The sequence below is a fragment of the Rhizobium sp. 05L429 genome (assembly GCF_056397645.1).
Genome location: NZ_JBFTNV010000016.1, coordinates 1 through 17,469, shown reverse-complemented (window position 1 = coordinate 17,469; position 17,469 = coordinate 1). Strand labels below are relative to the sequence as shown.

Genomic DNA, 17,469 nt, shown 5'->3' with positions numbered 1-17,469 from the left:
GGACTTTTAGTCAGTAAGGTGAGACCACCGGCCCCATGCCGACATAAACCGTCTTCAGCTCGCTATAGTGCTCAAGTGCTGCCAGCGAATTCTCCCGCCCGAAACCCGACTGCTTCGAGCCGCCGAACGGTATTTCCACCGGGCACAGATTGTAGGTGTTGATCCATAGCGTGCCGGCTTCCAGCTGGTCGACGACGCGATGTGCGCGGGTCAGATCGGCCGTGAAGACGCCGCCCGAGAGGCCGAATTCCGTCGTATTGGCGCGCTTGATGACTTCGGCTTCGTCGTCGAAATCGAGCACGCACATGACAGGCCCGAAAATTTCTTCCCGCGCGATCGTCATTCCATCAGTCACATCGGCAAAGACCGTCGGCTGCACGAAATAGCCTTCGCCCGTCACATGGTTTGGAATGCCGCCGCCGGTCACCAGCGTTGCGCCCTCGGCCTTTCCCTTCTCGATATAGGCAAGCACCTTCTCGCGCTGTGCCCAGGAGACCATCGGGCCGAGCTGGCTGGCTTCGTCCATGGGGTCACCGATGAGGATCGCCTCGGTCCGCGCCTTCAGCCGTTTCAGGAATTCGCCCTTGATCTTCTTCTGCACGAAGACGCGCGTGCCGTTGGAGCAGACCTGGCCCGTCGAATAGAAATTGCCGAGCATCGCCCCACCGACGGCGCTGTMGAGATCGGCATCGTCGAAGACGATCAGGGGTGACTTGCCGCCGAGCTCCATCGTCACATGCTTCAGCTGGCCTGCAGCGGCAGCCGCTACCTTGCGGCCGGTCGGAACCGAGCCGGTCAGCGAAACCTTGGCGACATCGGGATGGTTGACGAGCAGCGGTCCTGTGCCCCGGTCGCCCTGGATGACGTTGTAGAGCCCCTTCGGTAGGCCGGCCTCATGCAGGATTTCGGCAATCTTCAGCGCGCCGAGCGGCGTTGTTTCCGAGGGCTTGAAGACCATGGCATTGCCGGCAACCAGCGCCGGTGCACCCTTCCAGCAGGCGATCTGTTGCGGATAATTCCAGGCGCCGATGCCGACGCAGACGCCGAGCGGCACGCGCTTCGTATAGGCGAAGTCCTGGCCGAGCGGGATGTGCGAGCCATTCAGCCCCGCCGGTGCTACGCCGCCAAAGAATTCGAAGGCGTCGGCGCCTGAGGTCGGATCGGCAACGATCGTTTCCTGGATCGGCTTGCCGGTGTCGAGCGTCTCCAGTTCCGAAAGCTCGCGGTTGCGCTCACGCATGATTTCGGCTGCACGCTTCAGGATGCGCCCGCGCGCCATCGGGCTCAGTGCCGCCCATTCCGGCTGGGCGCGTTTGGCAGCGGCGATTGCCTTTTCGACGATGGCGGGCGTTGCGGCATGCAGCCGGGCGATCACTTCGCCGGTTGCCGGATAGATGCTTTCGATGACGGTGCCGCCGTCATCCTCGACATATTCCCCGTCGATGAAGTGCGATGCTTTCGGCTGGGCTTTCATGTCTTTTGTCCCTGGCTTGGTTCGATCTGGTCGTCCCTTCTCCCCTCGGGGAGAAGGTGGCCCACAGGGCCGGATGAGGGGGCCGCAATCTCGGCCCTGCGTCGCTCACCCCCTCATCTGTCCTTCGGACATCTTCTCCCCGACGGGGAGAAGGGGAGGTGGCTGCCAAGAGCGCATTCACATAGTCTTCCGTCAGCGCGATCGAGGCTGCGATGCCGATCGGCGCCGATTTCAGACTTTGGCGGATATAGAGTCCATCGATCATCGCGGCCGCGCCCTCGGCAATGCGTTCTGCGGCATCTGCAGGGCAGAGCGACTTGAGCGGCGCAAGCAGGTTGGAGCGCAGGCGTCGGGCATAGATAACGAGGAAACGCCGCGTCTCCTCGGATCGCTGTGCCTCTGCATAGAAGGCGAGCCAGGCGGCGATCGTCTGTGGCGCGAACTGGTCGGCGTTAAAGCTGACGCGGATGATGGCCGAGATCCGTTCGCGCGGCGTTGCAGCTTGTCTCAGCGCTGTTACCGCGTCGTCGCGCAGCTGCCGTAAAAGGAAACGGATCGTCTCGATCAGCAGCTGTGCCTTGCTGCCGAAATAGTGATGCGCAAGCGCGGGCGACACACCGGCCCGCCGGGCGATGTCCGACATGGTGACGCTCAGCGAGCCGTGATCGCCGATCACCCGCAGCGCCGCATCCACAAGCGCCTTGCGGCGCACCGGTTCCATTCCGACCTTCGGCAAGCTCAGTCCTCCCKAGAATGCATGGAGCGTATTTTTGATTGACTGATCAATCAATAAAAATCTTTCACTGAATTGATCTCGCTCATCTCTTTCCGTGCGAAATTGTTGCAGCATATCTCCAGCAATCAGGAGGTGCGCCGATGGCTAATATTTACGACGGAATGCCTGCATCCCCGCTGCGGTCGAAATGGGTATGGTTCGTCGGTCTCGGCGTGTTGCTTCTCATCTGCGGCCTMATCGCTCTCGGCAACCTGCTGATGGCGACCGTCGCTTCGGTCTTCTATGTCGGCATGCTGATGCTGGCAGGTGGTGTTATCTATCTCGTCCACGCCTTTCAGGTGCGCGGCTGGGATCACGTCCTCTTCTGGGCGTTGAGCGGCGTTCTCTATGTGCTCGCCGGCATATTCGCCTTCATCAACCCGATCCTCACCTCGGCAGCCTTGACGTTGTTTCTCGCCATTGCGCTGCTTATTGCCGGTGTCTTTCGCGTCTTCGTCGGTAGGCGTATGCGGCCGCTCAAAGGCTGGGGCTGGATTGTCGCAAGCGGCGTCATCACCGCCCTTGCAGGCTTCCTGATTGCGCTCGGTTGGCCGGTCAACAGCCTCTGGATCCTCGGCCTGTTCCTGGCAATCGATCTTATCGTTCAGGGCTGGACAATGCTCGCCTTCGGCCTAGGTATTCGGTCTTGAAACTGTGGAGAGAGGCCGCCGGATGGTCAGGTCCCAGCCGTTTCTTTTTTGACAAGAAGATGACGGGGTACTAAAATTCCGGAATTGAAGGCTGCTCCTGAGAAGGGCCGCCTCCTGTGCTGAGGCACTTCGGCATTGGCGCGCGTCGCCCCAGAAAGCCGAAAATGGACCCCCGAGGCAGTCTCTGCCGAAATAGAATGGGAGGAGAATTCCATGCCGATGGTCACCGTTTCCATCTCACCGCTCCAGGCAGCCGGCATCCGCGATGCTGTCGATCAAGGCGGATATGCATCGAGCAGCGAAGTCGTGCGCGAAGCACTGCGCCTGTGGGATGCCGCCCGTAAATTGGGCGAATATCGCAACGAAGTTCTGGCCGATGAAAGCGCACCCAGCGGCGGCAGATGCGTCGCCGATATGTTCGCCGATCACGAAGCGGAACACCGCCGCTCGGCTTGAGTAAGCCGTTGATTGAAAAAACAAAAATCTAATAAGCGCTCAGCGTGCATGAGCGTTTGCGCGTTCATAAAAGTTTCACACTGACGAAAGGGTTCGTTGACCCTTCTGCTCCATTGTCCGGCCGAAAAAGAAAAGGTTACAGTGGAGATTGGCATGTCTTTGGCTGCCAGCGTCGAACCGGGTGTCGTGCGTCGTTACGCTAGCGATCAAATCGTCACCCTCGCCAAACTCGTCGTCGAAAATGCGTTTCAGCCGATCGTCGAAGCCGGCACCGGCACGGTCTTCGGTTATGAATCCCTCATGCGCGGACAGGAGCGCATCGGTTTCGAAACGCCGATAGAAATCCTTGACGAAGCCCATGAGACCGGACAGCTCCTGCAACTTGAGCAAATGGTCGCGAACCGCGCACTCGCCAAGTTTGCGACGCTCTCGAATTTCGCGACCGCCACGCTTTTCCTCAATCTCGACGTTCGCCTCATCCCGCATGGCAATCGTCTTGTCGAGAGTCTGCTGCTGCAGCTGAAAACGGCGAATATCCCGCCGTCCTCCATCTGCTTCGAATTCTCCGAGCGCTTCGACAATACCAGCGTGCCCGAGTTCGCCGAACTCGTCTTGCGCCTGCGCAAGGCTGGCTTCAAGCTGGCGATCGACGATTTCGGCGTTGGCCACGGCGAGATGAAGCTGCTCTGCGATTACTCCGTCGACTACCTGAAGATCGACCGCCATTTCGTCGCCGATATCGATCGCAGCCCGCGCAAGCGGCACCTGTTGAAGAGCATCGTCCACATGGCCCACGTGCTCGGCACCCGCGTGATCGCCGAGGGCATCGAGACGGAAGCCGAATTTATCGTCTGCCGCGATTATGGCGTCGATCTCGTGCAGGGCTGGTTCATCTCCCGCCMATCGACGCATCTCTCAGAGCTCGTACCGGCCTACCCGCACTTGCAGGAACTCGGCAAGAACAAGGGCAACAGCCAGTCGCTCGATGAAATCCTCATCCGCAAGCAGATCGAAATGCTGCCGACCGTCTATGAGAGCGACGCCATCGACACGGTATTCKAGCTGTTCCGCCGCAACCCGCGCCAGGCCTACTTCCCGGTGCTGAACGCCAATGGTGAACCGCGCGGCATTATCCACGAGCATCACCTCAAGGAATATATCTATCAGCCCTTCGGCCGCGATCTCCTGAAGAACAAGGTCTATGAGCGCACCATCTCGCATTTTGTCGAGCGCGCGCCGATCGTCGGCCTCGACAGCGACGCCGACCAGCTGATGGCGATCTTCGCCAATATGGAAGGCAGCAACTGCCTGATCCTCACCGACAACATGCGTTATGCCGGTGTCGTTTCCGCCGCTTCGCTGATCAAGGTCATCAACGAAAAGCAGCTGAAGACGGCGCAGGACCAGAACCCGCTGACCGGCCTGCCGGGTAACCGCGCCATCCGTGATTTCATGCGCCATTCCGGCCGCGACGGCGATGAAGTGCGCCATTTCTGCTATTGCGACTTCGACAACTTCAAACCCTTCAATGATGCCTACGGCTTCCATCTCGGCGATCATGCGATCTCGCTCTTCGCCGCGCTGATGCGCCGTTACTTCTTCGCCGAGCGCCACTTCCTCGGCCATGTCGGCGGCGACGACTTCTTCATCGGCGTCGTCGGCTGGACGAAGGAGGAACTGACGGAAATCCTCGACCGTCTGATCAGCGATTTCCATGATGACGTGCTTGATTTCTATTCGGATGAGGACCGCGCCGCCGGCCGTATCCGCGGTCACGATCGCGCCGGCGCGGAAGCCTTCTTCCCGCTGATGCGCTGCTCGATCGGTGTTCTCGAACTGCCGGAAGGTCTCGTCATCGACGATATCAATCGCGTCAGCGCCGAAATCGCCCAGGTGAAGTCGAGCGCCAAGGAGAGCGACGAGGGCCTCATATTCCATACGTTAGGCGAGGCGAATTGACGCCTCTGTTACTTCCGGCCTTCCCAAGCCCCGGACCCTGAATTATCTCCAATGCTTCGGAATAGGGAGAGCCGGGTCATGTCGTTGCCTTCGCATATGCGTTTTGTCGATCTGCCGTCTTTCGGCGGGCCGGAGGCGATGGTCATTGCAAACGGACCGGTGCCGGTGCCGGGCGAAGGCCAGATCCTCGTCCATACAGAGGCTGTTGGCGTCAACCGCCCTGATATTTCCCAGCGCCAGGGGAGCTATCCGCCACCGAAGGATGCGAGCCCCATTCTCGGCCTCGAACTTGCCGGCGAAGTCGTTGCGATCGGCCCTGGCGTGACTGGCTATGCGCTGGGCGACAAGGTCTGCGGCCTCGCAAACGGCGGCGCCTATGCCGAATATTGCCTTCTGCCCGCCGGCCAGGCACTGCCTTTCCCTAGGGGATACGATGCAGTGAAGGCGGCTGCTCTTCCGGAGACTTTCTTTACCGTCTGGGCAAACCTCTTCCAGATGGCCGGTCTGACGGAAGGCGAGAAAGTGCTGATCCATGGCGGTTCCAGCGGCATCGGTACAACCGCCATTCAGCTCGCCAAGGCCTTCGGCGCCGAGGTATATGCGACCGCCGGCTCCAAGGAGAAGTGCGAGGCCTGCGAGAAGCTCGGCGCCACGAGGGCCATCAACTACAAGCAAGAGGATTTCGCCGCCGTCATCAAGGAAGAGACCGGTCACGGCGTGGATATCGTCCTGGACATGATCGGCGCGGCCTATTTCGAAAAGAACATCGCCTCGCTGGCCAAAGACGGTTGCCTGTCCATCATCGCCTTCCTGCAGGGCGCGGTTGCCGAAAAGGTCAACCTGGCGCCGATCATGGTCAAGCGCCTGACGGTGACCGGCTCCACCATGCGCCCGCGCACGGCAGAGGAGAAGCGGGCGATCCGCGACGATCTCCTGTCCGAAGTCTGGCCGCTTCTCGAAGCCGGCACGGTCGCGCCCGTCATCTACAAGACCTTTGCCTTCCAAGATGTGGCCGCCGCCCATCGGCTGATGGAGACCAGCAACCACATCGGCAAGATCATGCTGAAGCTCGGTTGAGCGATAGCGCCGCGCCGATGGCAATCAGCCCGGGCACGGCCATGATCAGATAGAGCCAGCCTGCAGCTGAAAGCGCCCCTGCAACGCCTCCCGGCTCTACCAGTCCTGCGCCATTGGCGATGACGCCGGCAAAGGCCGCGCCGAAGGCGCTGCCGAGCGAGCTCATGGTCGGGATTGCCGCCGACGCTTTGTCCTGCTCGCTGTCGATTACGAGCTTCAGAACCTTAGCGACGAGATGCGCCCAGCCAAGGCCGATCCCGAAACCCATCATGAACATGGCAACCGCCGCCGGTCCAAGGATCGCGAGATGCGCATCAGTATTTTCGCGGGCGAGGAAGATGGCGAGTGCGGCTGTTGCCGCGGCCTCCGTCACACAGCCTGCAATAACTGCCGCGTTGGCTTTCCGGCCGGAGAAGGAGCCGCTGGAGAAAGCGGCCACCGTCCATCCGAGCGCGACCAGCGCCACCAGATAGCCCGAGATCAGCGGCGTCACCCCGTGCAGGACCTGCAGGAAATAGGGAATGAAGATATCGCTGACCAAAACGAAGGTCAGACCGAGCATTGTGAGGTACACCCGCGAGATCGGTCGACTGAGCGTTACCGCGCCTGATGGCAGCAGCCGGTTGTCTCCCTTGCGTTCGATGACGAGCATCGCGCCGACGGCGACGACCGAAACGGCGATCAGCGCGATCTTCGCCGTTGTCATCTCGACCGTGCCCGCGGTGCTGACCAGGAGCACCGCCGCCAGCAACAGGCAGATCTGCATGACAGGCACCTTCGTCTGTTCGCGGTCGTCCTCGGCCTCTGGTAGCAGCCGCGGCGCCAGCATCGCCATCAGTACGCCGAGCGGCACGAGCACGGCGAAGGCATAGCGCCAGCTGCTGCCATGCGCAAAGAAGCCACCGAGCGTCGGCCCGATGACGGTCGACACACCCCAGATCGCCGCATAGAGCGTCGAAGCCTTGGGCCAGAGCGGCTCGGGATAGACAAAGCGGATGAAAGCGTAACAGAGGGCGGCAAGTGCGCCGGTGCCGAAACCCTGCACCGTTCGGCCGATCAGCACGACCGGCATCGAAGGTGCAACAGCGCAAAGCAGGCTGCCGACACCGAAGACCACGGCCGCAACAATATAGACATTGCGCAGACTAATGCTCTTCGGTCGCATCGCCATGAAGATCGACCCCAGTATGGTGGCAGCGATATAAAGTGTCGTCACCAGGGAAAACAGCTCAAGCCCACCGATGTCCCGCACGATGCTCGGCGCGATCGTCGCTGTAATGTAACTTTCGACGGCTGAGATCGTCATGCCGCCGCCAAGCATCAATGTCGCCGGCAACAGCGAGGGAGAAAACAGCTGGAAGAGGGAGGTTGACGAGCCGGGTGGCTCCAAGGCGGTCTCGGACATGATGAATCCTTGCGTTTTTCCTGGCTCGTGATTATTTTCCAAGCTATTAATTGGAAAATTGCATGAGCCTCGGATTAAAACAAGAGATAACTTGGAAATATGCGCCAGTCTCCCGTCAACCGCATCCTGATCCTGTTGAAGACCGGAGGGCCGCAGCTCGCTGCTGCAGTCGGCGATGCGCTCGGCATTTCCGGTGAGGCCGCCCGACAGCAGCTTGCCAAGATGGCGGAAGAAGGGCTGGTGGAACCTGTCACCGTCGCCGCCAGGGGCAGGGGGCGCCCAAGCCAGCTCTGGCATCTTACGGCTGAGGGTAACAGGCATTTTCCGGATGGCCATGCTGAACTGACGGCAACCTTGCTGACGACTGTTGTCGAGCAGCTCGGCCCCGCCGCGCTCGATGCAGTCATTGCCGCCCGCGAAAACGAAACGCTGCAGCGCTATCGCGAAGAGCTTGCCGGMAGGCCGGATCTTGCCGCCCGCGTCGAGGGGCTCGCCGCCATCCGAAGCCGCGAGGGCTATATGGCCGATAGCTGGCAGGAGAGCGACGGATCATTGATGCTTGTCGAAAACCATTGTCCGATCTGCGCGGCGGCGACGGTCTGCGCCGGCTTCTGCCGTTCGGAAATCGAAACCTTCCGCAGCGTGCTTTCGGCCAATGTCGAGCGTAGCGAGCATATCCTGCTTGGCGCGCGCCGCTGTGCCTATCGGATTACCCCGAGATAGAGCAATTCCCGGAAAAGTGTCGTTCGGTTTTCCATAAGGAATTGCCAAGAAGAGAGATTTATGCCGGCTGGCGCACGCGACTGCCGCTTTCCAGATAAAGCAGGATCACGATGGTGACGATGCCGACAGCGGCGCCGACGAAGGCCGTGCCGGAATAATCGGTGACTGCCGTTCCCAGAGCGAAAACACCTGCGGCGACGCCGATGCCGATAAAGGTGTTGAGCGAGATCAGTGAACTGCCGAGCCCCGGCCGGTCGGCGATGAGATCCTGCAGATAGGTGATCGGCAGGCTGAGGATCGCAGCCGCCCCGCAGGCGTTGAGACCAAGCAGCGCATAGAGCTGCCAGGGTGCGGTGGCAAAGCCGAGCAGCACCAGGTACAGACAGTAGAGCACCGAGCCGAAGGCCAGCACATGCACCGTATGGAAGCGCCGCTGCACCAGCCCCCACATCATCATGAAGGGCATTTCTAGGAGGGCCGTCAGGCCTGACAGGAAGCCGACGTCGACGACCGAGCCGCCGATCGAGTGCACGATGATGAGCGGTGCGACCATGCCGTTCAGCCGCTGCAGGCCGAGCAGCAGCGACATGACGAAGACACGCTGGAAAACATCGGGCGCAAAGACCCGCTTTAGCGAGGCGAAGAAACCCGGCTGGTTGGGCATCGTCTCGCGCGCCGGACCGTTGCCGGGTGCGAAGAAGAAATAGAGGCAGAAGCAGGTCAGGCTTGCCAGCGCCGCAACCGCGTAGGCCGGAGTCATCGATGGCGAGGTCACCAGCGCCAGGCCGACCAGCCCCGGCGCCACCGCCCATGAGCCGGAATAGAGCGCCCGCACCGTCGAAGTGATGGCKACCGCCTCGCTGCGGGCCAGCTGATTGGTGCGCGCCCGCACGCTCGCAAAGAGCAGCGAATAGGTGGAATTGCTCATCGGCACTAGAAACAGCACCGAAAGGATGAAGATGGCGGGACTGTGGATGAGCGCGATCGATCCGAAGCCGATAATGCCTGCAACCGAAAGCGCCAGCACCAGCGGCCGTCTTTCCGTCAGCCTGTCGGACCATATGCCGAGCGTAAGGCTGATCGCGACATTGACGACGGCAGCGGCAAACACCAGCGCCGAATAGGCGCCGTCACTCATGCCGAGTTCGCTGATGCCGATGATCGACTGATAGGGGACGGTCGAGGCATAGGTGAAGGCGAGTGCAACCAGGGTGACGGTCGGAATGCGGATGCGGCTGTCGCGGATGATGGAAGAAAATGAAGATGGCATGAGAACGAGTCCTGATGCCCTATCTCTAGCTCCATCGTGCCTACACGGAAAACGATAGCTTGCCGCAACAACAGTCACTTCGTGTGATGGTTGTTTAGATGCTGTGATYGGCCGGCATGCAGCGCAAATTCCATTGGCTTTCGGAAAGCGAGGGGCTATGCCCTCAGTCTCCCTGCCAACAATCCGGATTCTCGCCCATGTCCAATCCCGTCCTCGTTGAAGTCACCCGAGGTTCGCTCGTCGAAAGCCGCCATCGCGGATCGGTTGCGATCGTGGATGGCGATGGCCGTGTCGCCTTTTCGCTGGGTGTTATCGAGGCTGGCGTCTTTCCGCGCTCGGCCTGCAAGGCGATGCAGGCGCTGCCGCTGGTCGAAAGCGGCGCGGCGGATGCCCATGGGTTCGGCAACAAGGAACTGGCTCTCGCCTGTTCCTCCCATAGCGGCGAGGACGAACATGTGGCGCTCGCCGCCTCCATGCTCTCGCGAGCCGGCCGTGACATGGACGCATTGGAATGCGGCGCGCACTGGTCCTCGGACCAGAAGACGCTGATCCACCAGGCGCGCACGCTGGAGAAGCCGACGGCGCTTCACAACAATTGCTCCGGCAAGCATGCCGGCTTCGTCTGCACATGCTGCCATCAGGGCATCGATAGCAAGGGTTATGTCGGATACGACCATCCGCTGMAGCAGCAGATCCGCGACGCCATGGAGAACCTGACGGGTGCAGCACTCGGCCATGACAATTGCGGCACCGATGGCTGCTCCATTCCGAGCTATGCCGTGCCGCTGAAGGCACTCGCCCACGGCTTTGCGAAGATGGCGACCGGCAATGGCCTCGGTCGTGAGCGTGCAAAAGCATCCCGCCGCCTTTTCGAAGCCTGCATGGCAGAGCCCTTCTATGTCGCCGGCACCGGCCGCGCCTGCACAGTGCTGATGCAGATMGCCCCCGGACGGATCTTTTGCAAGACGGGCGCCGAAGGCGTCTTCTGCGCTGCCATCCCGGAACAGGGTATTGCGATCGCATTGAAGTGTGATGATGGTACCACCCGCGCTGCCGAAGCCATGGTTGCAGCGACACTTGCCCGCTACTTCGAAAAGGGCAGCAAGGAACATGCTGCGCTGACCGCTCTGGCAAATAAATCGATGCACAACTGGAATGGCATCCATGTCGGTGATGTCAGGGTGACCTCGGCTTTGACCGAGTGAGCGCAGGTCAACAAGGAAAATATCTGGATGGCAAGATTCGGATCGTTCGGTGTCGTTGCCGTCACGGCATTCTGGGCAGGGGTTGGGTGCGGCGCAGGCGGCAGAATCCTCCGGCGGTTCGCCTAACCCGCTCCTTGGCAGTTTGACGACTGAATCCAAATGTCAAATCCTGGTCGACGCGATGCGCGACAATAACCAGACAGTCATCAATGAGGGTGCCAATGCCGTCATCATATCGGTGATGGAGCATTTCGATGTCATAAGGCAGAAATTCGGCGAGAGGGAAGCCCAGCAGCTCATCGAACGATCATTCAGGGGATGCCTTAGTCATCCCGATGAAACAATCTTCAGCCAGGGGCGCGCCTCGTTTCAATCGATTCTTCAAGAGATCAGCCAGCCTGGCTACGGCGACGAACCTGGGCTGGATGATGTCGCCGTTCCCGCAAATGTGCAGGCAACGGCCGCAAAGCTGCAGGCGATACTGCCCAACGGACCTGTCGCACTGGAGGCCAGCATTACGAGGACGAGCAGCACAAGACCCGGTCACCAGGTCACCCTCGTCGTCAAACCAGGCAAAAGCGGGACGACCCGGGTTCGTGAAGTCTATAGTCCAAGCTTCGTCATGGACCGTGAAGAGGTGGGTCCAGTGCAGCTGAAATCCAAAAACAATCAGCGGGGCTTACACGGCCCTCAGGAAAACCGGAGGATAACGATCACGACAGCATTGACGTTGACCGTCTCGGCTTGGGCTGCTGATGCCTCCTTTTCCTTCGGTACGGAAATGTCGGGAGGAGCCGGGCTTCAAGAAACCTCCTGCATGATTGGCCGGTCGGTCGAAGCGAAGACTGTCCACGCTGCTCTTGAAGGCCGCGCCTGGCCGCTGCAGTGCGACCATACAAGCTGGAAGGAAAGCGGATATTATATCGAGGAACTTCGCTACTTCTTGGTCATGCACAGTCAATCCGATGATCTCGGCGCCTCTGATTACTCGATCGACAGCATCGAAATCACACGTTGAATCGTAGGTCAAAGGATCACGCTGTTCTCTGTCTCACAGGGCAATCACGCTGCCAAGATCGCAGCGTTGAGATCGCGATAGGGCTTCAGCCGTTCGGCCGGCATTTCCGCTGGCACGATCAGCCCCGCCACCTCGCTGACGGCCAGCACCGGGCAGGGTGAAACGAGATCGAATTTCTCCGCGGTCAGCAGCACATGCGTCTCCGCTGAACAGCGGGCAATGTGCCGCTTGATTGCCGCCTCCTCGAAATCACCGGTCGAAAATCCGTGCACGGGATGAGCGGCCGTCACCCCGAGGAAGAAGATATCCGGCCGCAGAGCGGAGATCGTCGCCATCGCGACCGCGCCTGTCGCCACCATCGAGTGCTTGTAGAGCCTGCCGCCGCAGAGGATCACCTCGGCCGTCGGGTAATGCTCCAGCTCGGCGGCAATCGTCGGGCTGTGCGTGGCGATGGTGAGGGGAATGTCTCGCGGCAGATGGCGCGCCACTTCCGCCGTCGTCGTTCCGCCGTCGAGAAATACCATCTGCCCGGCTTTCACCATCTGCGCCGCCTTTGCGCCGAGCCGGGCCTTGATCTCGGAAGCGACTTCACTGCGGGCCGTGAAGTCGGGCAGATCAGGGGCAATGGGCAAGGCGCCGCCATGCACGCGCTTCAGCAGCCCTTCCGCCGCCATCTCCCGCAGATCGCGGCGGATCGTATCCTCCGAGAGTTCGAAATCCTCCGCCACCCGCTTGGCAATCACCTGCCCGTCGCGGCGCAGGATATCGAGGATGAGGGCCTTGCGTTGGCTGGTCAGCATGAATGCTCCTGCACGAAAATCTACGAAGTATCGCGAATATGCACGAATTGACTCGACATTCAAGAAATATCGTGCATTTTCGCGAAATCCCGTGCATGAGGCCGGGAGTCGATGGAGTAGATCATGTTAATTTTGATTGCCGGGCCCTACAGGTCCGGAACGGGCGATGACCCGGCAAAGATGGCTGCCAACCTCAAGCGCCTGGAGGAGCCGTCCTGCGCACTTTTCCGGGCAGGCCATGTGCCGATGATCGGCGAATGGGTGGCCTTGCCGATCTGGCATGCGGCCGGGGGAAAGTCTGTCGGAGATGATCTCTACGAGGAAATCTTCCATCCGGTGGCCGGCCGGCTGCTGCAGCTCTGCGAGGGCGTGCTGCGCCTGCCGGGCGATTCCAAAGGGGCGGATAACGACGTGCGCATCGCCACCGAGCGCGGCATTCCGGTTTGGTACCGGCTGGAAGATGTGCCAGGCTGCGCCTGAGTGTCGCTTATTCTGCCCGCCGAGGTGAAGAGAAAGCACGGCTCTATCTTTCGCCGGCCCTGAAGCTCACGCTATAAGGCTCCCCGAAAAGGGGAGTCTCATCATGCTTACACTTTATTTCGCACCGGGAAGCTGCGCGCTTGCAAGTCTTATCGCCCTTGAGGAATCCGGCCTCTCCTTCGACGCCAAGAAGGTCAATACGCGGGAAAACGAACAGCGTTCGGAAGCCTATCTGAAGATCAATCCGAAAGGTCGCGTTCCAGCCCTGGCGACCGAACGTGGCGTGCTGACCGAGAATACGGCAATCCTTGCTTATATCGCCCAGATCGCGCCAGCCGCAAAGCTTGGCCCGATCGACGATCCCTTCGAGTTTGCGCGACTGCAGGCTTTCAACAGCTACATCTCGTCGACCGTGCATGTGAACCATGCCCACCGCCCGCGCGGGTACCGTTGGGCCGATGACGCCGCCGCGCTGGAGGCGATGAAGGCCAAGGTGCCGCAGACCATGACCGAAAGCTTCGAACTGATCGAGGCAAGCCTGTTCCAGGGTCCGTGGGTCATGGGCGACGCCTATACGGTCGCCGATCCCTATCTCTTCGTCATGACTGGCTGGCTGCCATCCGACGGCGTCGATCCCTCGGTTTTCCCGAGGGTCAGCGAACATTACGGCCGCATGCTGGAGCGCCCCGCGGTACAGCGCGCACTTGCACGCGAAAAAGTCTAAGCCCTATAGGCGAATATCAACTTCTTCGGCGCCCGGTACGTCCAGGCGTCGATCAGCCGCTGCTTGAGTTCGTCGTCGTCGATAACGGCAATCCGGACCGGCAGATGCGGCCAGCCGACATAGTGGTTCGTCTGATAATAGATATCGGGCGCCATCGTCAGCAGGTGTTCCTTGTGGTCGATCGGGATCGAGATCACCACCGTTTCATCGTTCTTGACCGCGACGAAACTTTTGCCACCGACCTTCAGCGCCGGGCTGCCATAAGAGGTACTTTCCTCGATGCCAGGCAGGCCTGCCTCCGTTGCCAGCCGCCTCAACCGCGCCAGAATGCCTTCCACACTTTCCGTCATGCCGCCCGCCCTGAATATTCCTGAACGGGAATATATTACAGTTTCAGACGCATTTCTCTAGTTGTCGTTGTGGCGTGCGGTGCGACGCGGGCATCGGCAAAGGCAGGTCTGCAAGCTCGCGCTGTGACATGGCAACGATATCAGGGTGATCGAGCAGATCGACATCCCAATCATATTMGGTCGGTGAGCTACTCGTACCAGGATTTGGTTGGCTCCAGAAAAACTTCAGCAGTGTCATCTCGGCTCTCGCTTTCTCAAAGCGTGGTACGGCCATCGGCGCGAGCAGGATCATCGGCCTCGACGGCTCATTCTATCCAATGCCTTCGGAGATAATCGTCTTGTGCTGTCAATATCGGCGATGAATATCCGCTTTTCAATTGAGATTACCGGTTCCATACTATAGGAAAACTATATGAGAAATCTCAATTCCGTACATCTCAATGGCCTTCGCGCATTGGAGGCCGTTGGCCGGCTGGGCTCGCTTCAGGCGGCCGCGGATGAACTTGGCGTCTCCGTCGGCGCCGTCAGCCAGCAGGTCATCAAGGCTGAAGCACAGCTCGGCCGGCTGCTCTTCGAGCGCACGCCGAAGGGCATGCTGGCAACGGAAGCAGGCGCTCCCGTTCTTGCCGCCCTGAACGAAGGCTTCCTCCGTCTTGCGGAAGCTGTCTCGATGGCGCAGCGCAAGGACGAATGCATCCTGACCATATCGGTGGCGCCTGTTTTGGCTGCCCGCTGGCTGGTCTGCCGGCTGGACAGGTTCATGGAACGCCACCCGGAAATCAACCTGCGCCTCGACGCGACCACCAAACTCGTCAATCTGGCCGCCTCCGACATCGATGTCGCCATCCGGGTCGGCAAGGGACATTGGCCGGGCGTGAAGGTCGAGCATCTCTTGGACCAGGTGGTGTTTCCTGTCTGCTCCCCCGAGATGGCCGCGAAGCTGAAGGAGCCGGCCGATATMCTGAAACTGCCGGCCGTCATCGATGCTCACGCCATGTTCACATGGGATGTCTGGATGCAGGCAGCCGGTCTCTCTGGCGCGCCGCCTGCCGTGCGCCATGTGTTCAACGATGCCTCGCTCTGCCTCGATTCGGCGATTGCCGGGCAGGGCGTGATGCTCGCCTGGCAGACGCTTGCGGGCTTTTCATTGCAGGAAGGCAGGCTGGTCGCACCCTTCGGCATTCGCGCCAATACCGGCGACGGTTATTATTTCGTGAGTGCCGAAGGCAGCCGTGAGCCGAAGAAGGTGCGCGACTTCAAGGCCTGGATCCGCGAGGAAATGGCTGAAACGGCCGCGGTCTTCGGCTGATCCTCAGATTTCGACCGGCTCCAGCGAGCGCTTGCGCTGCATCTCCAGATAGGCCGGGCGCGACTGGCAGCGCCTGATCCAGGCATCAATGTTCGGATGCGCGTCGAAGAGAGCAGTTTCGCTCTGGGCGTAGCGCAGCACTTCCGCGATGTTGAGGTCGACGACCGTAAAACGCCCGCCGAGGATCCAGTCCTTGCCGTCGAGTTGCTTTTCGAGGACCGAAAGCGGCCGCCTCATGGTGCGGCAGGCGACATCGATCACCGCGCGTCCCGCCTCGGTGTTTTCGTTGCCGTTATCATAGGTCGAAACGATCTTGCCGGTGTTGCCGTCGAGCTCGGAAACCGCCCAGATGGTCCACATCGCCATCAAACCGTCCTCTTCGACGGTTTTGCCGCCGAGATCGCCACCATATTTTCGCGCGAGATAGAGATTGATCGCCAGCGACTCGTTCAGCACGAGATCGCCATCCTTGATGGCTGGGATCAGCGCCATCGGATTGATGGCAAGGAATTCCGGCGAGAGCGTGTTGACAGGCGCATCCGGCGAGAGCGGGTTGGCAAGCCGGTTGGCCTGCAGCACCGGCACGGATCTGAATTCGATCCCCAGTTCCTCGGCCATCCAGTAAACGCGCGCGGAACGCGAGCGGTAAACCCCGTAGATTGTCAGCATGGCATATCCCCTTCCATTTCGCGCCAACCCTAAAGCCAGTGCAGGAACGAAGAAAGCATCCGCGGATGATATGTCGATGAAAGCTTTTGATAGCGCTCAGGAAATCCGGTTCCGCGCGACGGTCAGCTGACCGTAGGGGGAGCTATCGTCCGCAAGCTCGTCCGAGACCTGCTTCTCCCATTCGAAGCCCAGCACAGCGCCCTTGCCCATCTCCTGGAAGATGTTGTCGGTGATGACGGCTGAACCTGCGCCCTCGGCAACCGAGACCGCGCAGCCGACCGGCGACTTGCGCACCACATTGCCGTTGACGACGACGTTGCGCAGATAGGATCCCCAGCCGATCTGCAGCCCCCAGCGCGGCGCATCCTCGATGACATTGCCTGATACCAGCGTATCGGCCTCCGCCGCGATGCCGATACCGAAGCCGACTTCGTGTTTGTAGGGACCTTTGAGCGTCAGATTGCGGATGACGTTGCCCGTCACACTTGCCAGCCGGCCGCCCTGGTCGAAATTGGCAATCGAGATACCGTTAGCAGCGCCGTCGATCATGTTGCCTGACACGACGGCGCCGACGAATTCGAACTCGACATAAATGGCCGTCTCGCCCGAGCGGCGGCACTGGTTGTTGCTGATCAGGATGTTGGAGCCGGAATTGGCACGGACTGCGGTAAAGGCGCAGTCGGAGATCTGGTTGTCAGTCACCGTCACCCCGTCGGCGCGGAAAATATTGATGCCGTTGCCATTTTCGCCGGTGCCGCCGTCATTGGCGCGGATATTGGAGACACGATTGCCGGAAAYGATCGTGCCATCCTCGGCCTTCTTCCAGYGATGCACCAGAATGCCGCCATTGCCGCAGTCGGAGACTKTATTGCCCGTGATCGAAAGCCCCGMCGATTCCACCGCGTAGATGCCGGACTGCCCGGCGCCCGAGATCTTGCTGCGCTCGATCCGCCCGCCGCAGCGCTCGAGCTGCAGCGCGTGCTTGCGGCTGCCGACGATCTCGCAATTGTCGATCAGCACCTCGCCGACGCCGGTGAACTGGATGAGGGCGCCGGCATAATCGGCTAGCCAGCGGTTCGATCCGTCGATGACGAGATTAGAAAGCTCGATGCGGCCTGCATTCTC

Annotated in this window: 18 protein-coding genes and 1 pseudogene; 10 read left to right on the top strand and 9 right to left on the bottom strand. The window is 60.5% G+C overall.

Annotated elements, in window-relative coordinates:
• Positions 1–10 precede the first annotated feature (10 nt).
• The gene (gene betB / locus AC1DNW_RS17940) at positions 11–1,474 is read right to left on the bottom strand and encodes a betaine-aldehyde dehydrogenase (protein ID WP_477853927.1); all 1,464 of its coding nucleotides are present in this window, start codon (positions 1,472–1,474) and stop codon (positions 11–13) included.
• 136 nt (positions 1,475–1,610) lie between these two features.
• Positions 1,611–2,195: pseudogene (gene betI / locus AC1DNW_RS17935) on the bottom strand (transcriptional regulator BetI); the annotation flags it as partial.
• Positions 2,196–2,350: 155 nt separating this feature from the next.
• Between betI and AC1DNW_RS17930 the strand changes: the two are divergent.
• The 4 genes from AC1DNW_RS17930 to AC1DNW_RS17915 all read left to right on the top strand — a co-directional run bounded on the left by AC1DNW_RS17930 (position 2,351) and on the right by AC1DNW_RS17915 (position 6,391).
• On the top strand, positions 2,351–2,899 hold the full coding sequence (locus AC1DNW_RS17930; protein ID WP_113297137.1) for an HdeD family acid-resistance protein: 549 nt from the start codon (positions 2,351–2,353) through the stop codon (positions 2,897–2,899).
• A gap of 213 nt (positions 2,900–3,112) precedes the next feature.
• Positions 3,113–3,355: a type II toxin-antitoxin system ParD family antitoxin gene (locus AC1DNW_RS17925; RefSeq protein ID WP_113297136.1), complete on the top strand. Its 243-nt coding sequence runs from the start codon at positions 3,113–3,115 to the stop codon at positions 3,353–3,355.
• A 153-nt stretch (positions 3,356–3,508) separates the two neighbouring features.
• Positions 3,509–5,314 carry a GGDEF domain-containing protein gene (locus AC1DNW_RS17920; protein ID WP_477853925.1) on the top strand — a complete coding sequence of 602 codons (1,806 nt, stop codon included), beginning with the start codon at positions 3,509–3,511 and terminating at the stop codon, positions 5,312–5,314.
• A 78-nt stretch (positions 5,315–5,392) separates the two neighbouring features.
• Complete coding sequence (locus tag AC1DNW_RS17915; RefSeq protein WP_113309912.1) at positions 5,393–6,391, top strand: NAD(P)H-quinone oxidoreductase; 999 nt, start codon at positions 5,393–5,395, stop codon at positions 6,389–6,391.
• On the opposite strand, the gene AC1DNW_RS17910 is transcribed toward AC1DNW_RS17915, so the two are convergent.
• A complete protein-coding gene (locus tag AC1DNW_RS17910; RefSeq protein WP_113309913.1) occupies positions 6,372–7,796 on the bottom strand; it encodes an MFS transporter in 1,425 nt (474 codons plus the stop codon). The genes AC1DNW_RS17915 and AC1DNW_RS17910 overlap by 20 nt on opposite strands.
• Before the next feature lie 99 nt (positions 7,797–7,895).
• On the opposite strand from AC1DNW_RS17910, the gene AC1DNW_RS17905 reads away from it, so the two are divergent.
• Positions 7,896–8,519, top strand: a complete 624-nt coding sequence (locus tag AC1DNW_RS17905) for a helix-turn-helix transcriptional regulator (protein WP_113309914.1) — start codon at positions 7,896–7,898, stop codon at positions 8,517–8,519.
• Between the two features lie 58 nt (positions 8,520–8,577).
• Here AC1DNW_RS17905 and AC1DNW_RS17900 read toward each other — a convergent pair whose 3' ends face one another.
• Positions 8,578–9,789, bottom strand: coding sequence for an MFS transporter (locus AC1DNW_RS17900; protein WP_113309915.1), 1,212 nt, complete (start codon positions 9,787–9,789; stop codon positions 8,578–8,580).
• Positions 9,790–9,986: 197 nt separating this feature from the next.
• Here AC1DNW_RS17900 and AC1DNW_RS17895 point away from each other — a divergent pair, with 197 nt between their 5' ends.
• Entirely contained in the window at positions 9,987–10,994 is a 1,008-nt protein-coding gene (locus AC1DNW_RS17895; protein WP_477853921.1) for an asparaginase, read from the top strand.
• 49 nt (positions 10,995–11,043) lie between these two features.
• Positions 11,044–12,012 (top strand): hypothetical protein, encoded by a 969-nt coding sequence (locus tag AC1DNW_RS17890; RefSeq protein WP_162748540.1) that lies wholly within the window; start codon positions 11,044–11,046, stop codon positions 12,010–12,012.
• A 44-nt stretch (positions 12,013–12,056) separates the two neighbouring features.
• Here the strand turns inward: AC1DNW_RS17890 and AC1DNW_RS17885 are convergent, their stop codons facing one another.
• The gene (locus AC1DNW_RS17885; protein ID WP_113309918.1) at positions 12,057–12,812 is read right to left on the bottom strand and encodes a DeoR/GlpR family DNA-binding transcription regulator; all 756 of its coding nucleotides are present in this window, start codon (positions 12,810–12,812) and stop codon (positions 12,057–12,059) included.
• A gap of 123 nt (positions 12,813–12,935) precedes the next feature.
• Between AC1DNW_RS17885 and AC1DNW_RS17880 the strand changes: the two genes are divergently transcribed.
• Positions 12,936–13,292, top strand: coding sequence for a phosphoglycerate kinase (locus tag AC1DNW_RS17880; RefSeq protein WP_113309919.1), 357 nt, complete (start codon positions 12,936–12,938; stop codon positions 13,290–13,292).
• A 103-nt stretch (positions 13,293–13,395) separates the two neighbouring features.
• Entirely contained in the window at positions 13,396–14,016 is a 621-nt protein-coding gene (locus AC1DNW_RS17875) for a glutathione S-transferase (RefSeq protein ID WP_113297126.1), read from the top strand.
• On the opposite strand, the gene AC1DNW_RS17870 is transcribed toward AC1DNW_RS17875, so the two are convergent.
• Positions 14,013–14,366 (bottom strand): MmcQ/YjbR family DNA-binding protein, encoded by a 354-nt coding sequence (locus AC1DNW_RS17870; RefSeq protein WP_113297125.1) that lies wholly within the window; start codon positions 14,364–14,366, stop codon positions 14,013–14,015. The genes AC1DNW_RS17875 and AC1DNW_RS17870 overlap by 4 nt on opposite strands.
• Before the next feature lie 43 nt (positions 14,367–14,409).
• A complete protein-coding gene (locus AC1DNW_RS17865; RefSeq protein ID WP_477853918.1) occupies positions 14,410–14,658 on the bottom strand; it encodes a hypothetical protein in 249 nt (82 codons plus the stop codon).
• A 120-nt stretch (positions 14,659–14,778) separates the two neighbouring features.
• On the opposite strand from AC1DNW_RS17865, the gene AC1DNW_RS17860 reads away from it, so the two are divergent.
• Positions 14,779–15,675, top strand: a complete 897-nt coding sequence (locus AC1DNW_RS17860) for a LysR substrate-binding domain-containing protein (RefSeq protein ID WP_113309920.1) — start codon at positions 14,779–14,781, stop codon at positions 15,673–15,675.
• Positions 15,676–15,678: 3 nt separating this feature from the next.
• On the opposite strand, the gene AC1DNW_RS17855 is transcribed toward AC1DNW_RS17860, so the two are convergent.
• Together AC1DNW_RS17855 and AC1DNW_RS17850 are read right to left on the bottom strand one after the other, a co-directional pair.
• Positions 15,679–16,344 (bottom strand): glutathione S-transferase family protein, encoded by a 666-nt coding sequence (locus tag AC1DNW_RS17855; protein WP_477853916.1) that lies wholly within the window; start codon positions 16,342–16,344, stop codon positions 15,679–15,681.
• Between the two features lie 96 nt (positions 16,345–16,440).
• The coding region (locus tag AC1DNW_RS17850) for a TIGR03808 family TAT-translocated repetitive protein (protein WP_477853915.1) at positions 16,441–17,469 on the bottom strand (1,029 nt) is incomplete at its 5' end.

What these genes read in the sequence shown, in the direction of transcription:
- AC1DNW_RS17925 (WP_113297136.1), top strand. Translation starts at nt 3,113, where the DNA reads ATGCCGATGGTCACCGTTTCCATCTCACCGCTCCAGGCAGCCGGCATC.
- AC1DNW_RS17880 (WP_113309919.1), top strand. Translation starts at nt 12,936, where the DNA reads ATGTTAATTTTGATTGCCGGGCCCTACAGGTCCGGAACGGGCGATGAC.
- AC1DNW_RS17870 (WP_113297125.1), bottom strand. Translation starts at nt 14,366, where the DNA reads ATGACGGAAAGTGTGGAAGGCATTCTGGCGCGGTTGAGGCGGCTGGCA.
- AC1DNW_RS17915 (WP_113309912.1), top strand. Translation starts at nt 5,393, where the DNA reads ATGTCGTTGCCTTCGCATATGCGTTTTGTCGATCTGCCGTCTTTCGGC.
- AC1DNW_RS17885 (WP_113309918.1), bottom strand. Translation starts at nt 12,812, where the DNA reads ATGCTGACCAGCCAACGCAAGGCCCTCATCCTCGATATCCTGCGCCGC.
- AC1DNW_RS17855 (WP_477853916.1), bottom strand. Translation starts at nt 16,344, where the DNA reads ATGCTGACAATCTACGGGGTTTACCGCTCGCGTTCCGCGCGCGTTTAC.
- AC1DNW_RS17910 (WP_113309913.1), bottom strand. Translation starts at nt 7,796, where the DNA reads ATGTCCGAGACCGCCTTGGAGCCACCCGGCTCGTCAACCTCCCTCTTC.
- AC1DNW_RS17875 (WP_113297126.1), top strand. Translation starts at nt 13,396, where the DNA reads ATGCTTACACTTTATTTCGCACCGGGAAGCTGCGCGCTTGCAAGTCTT.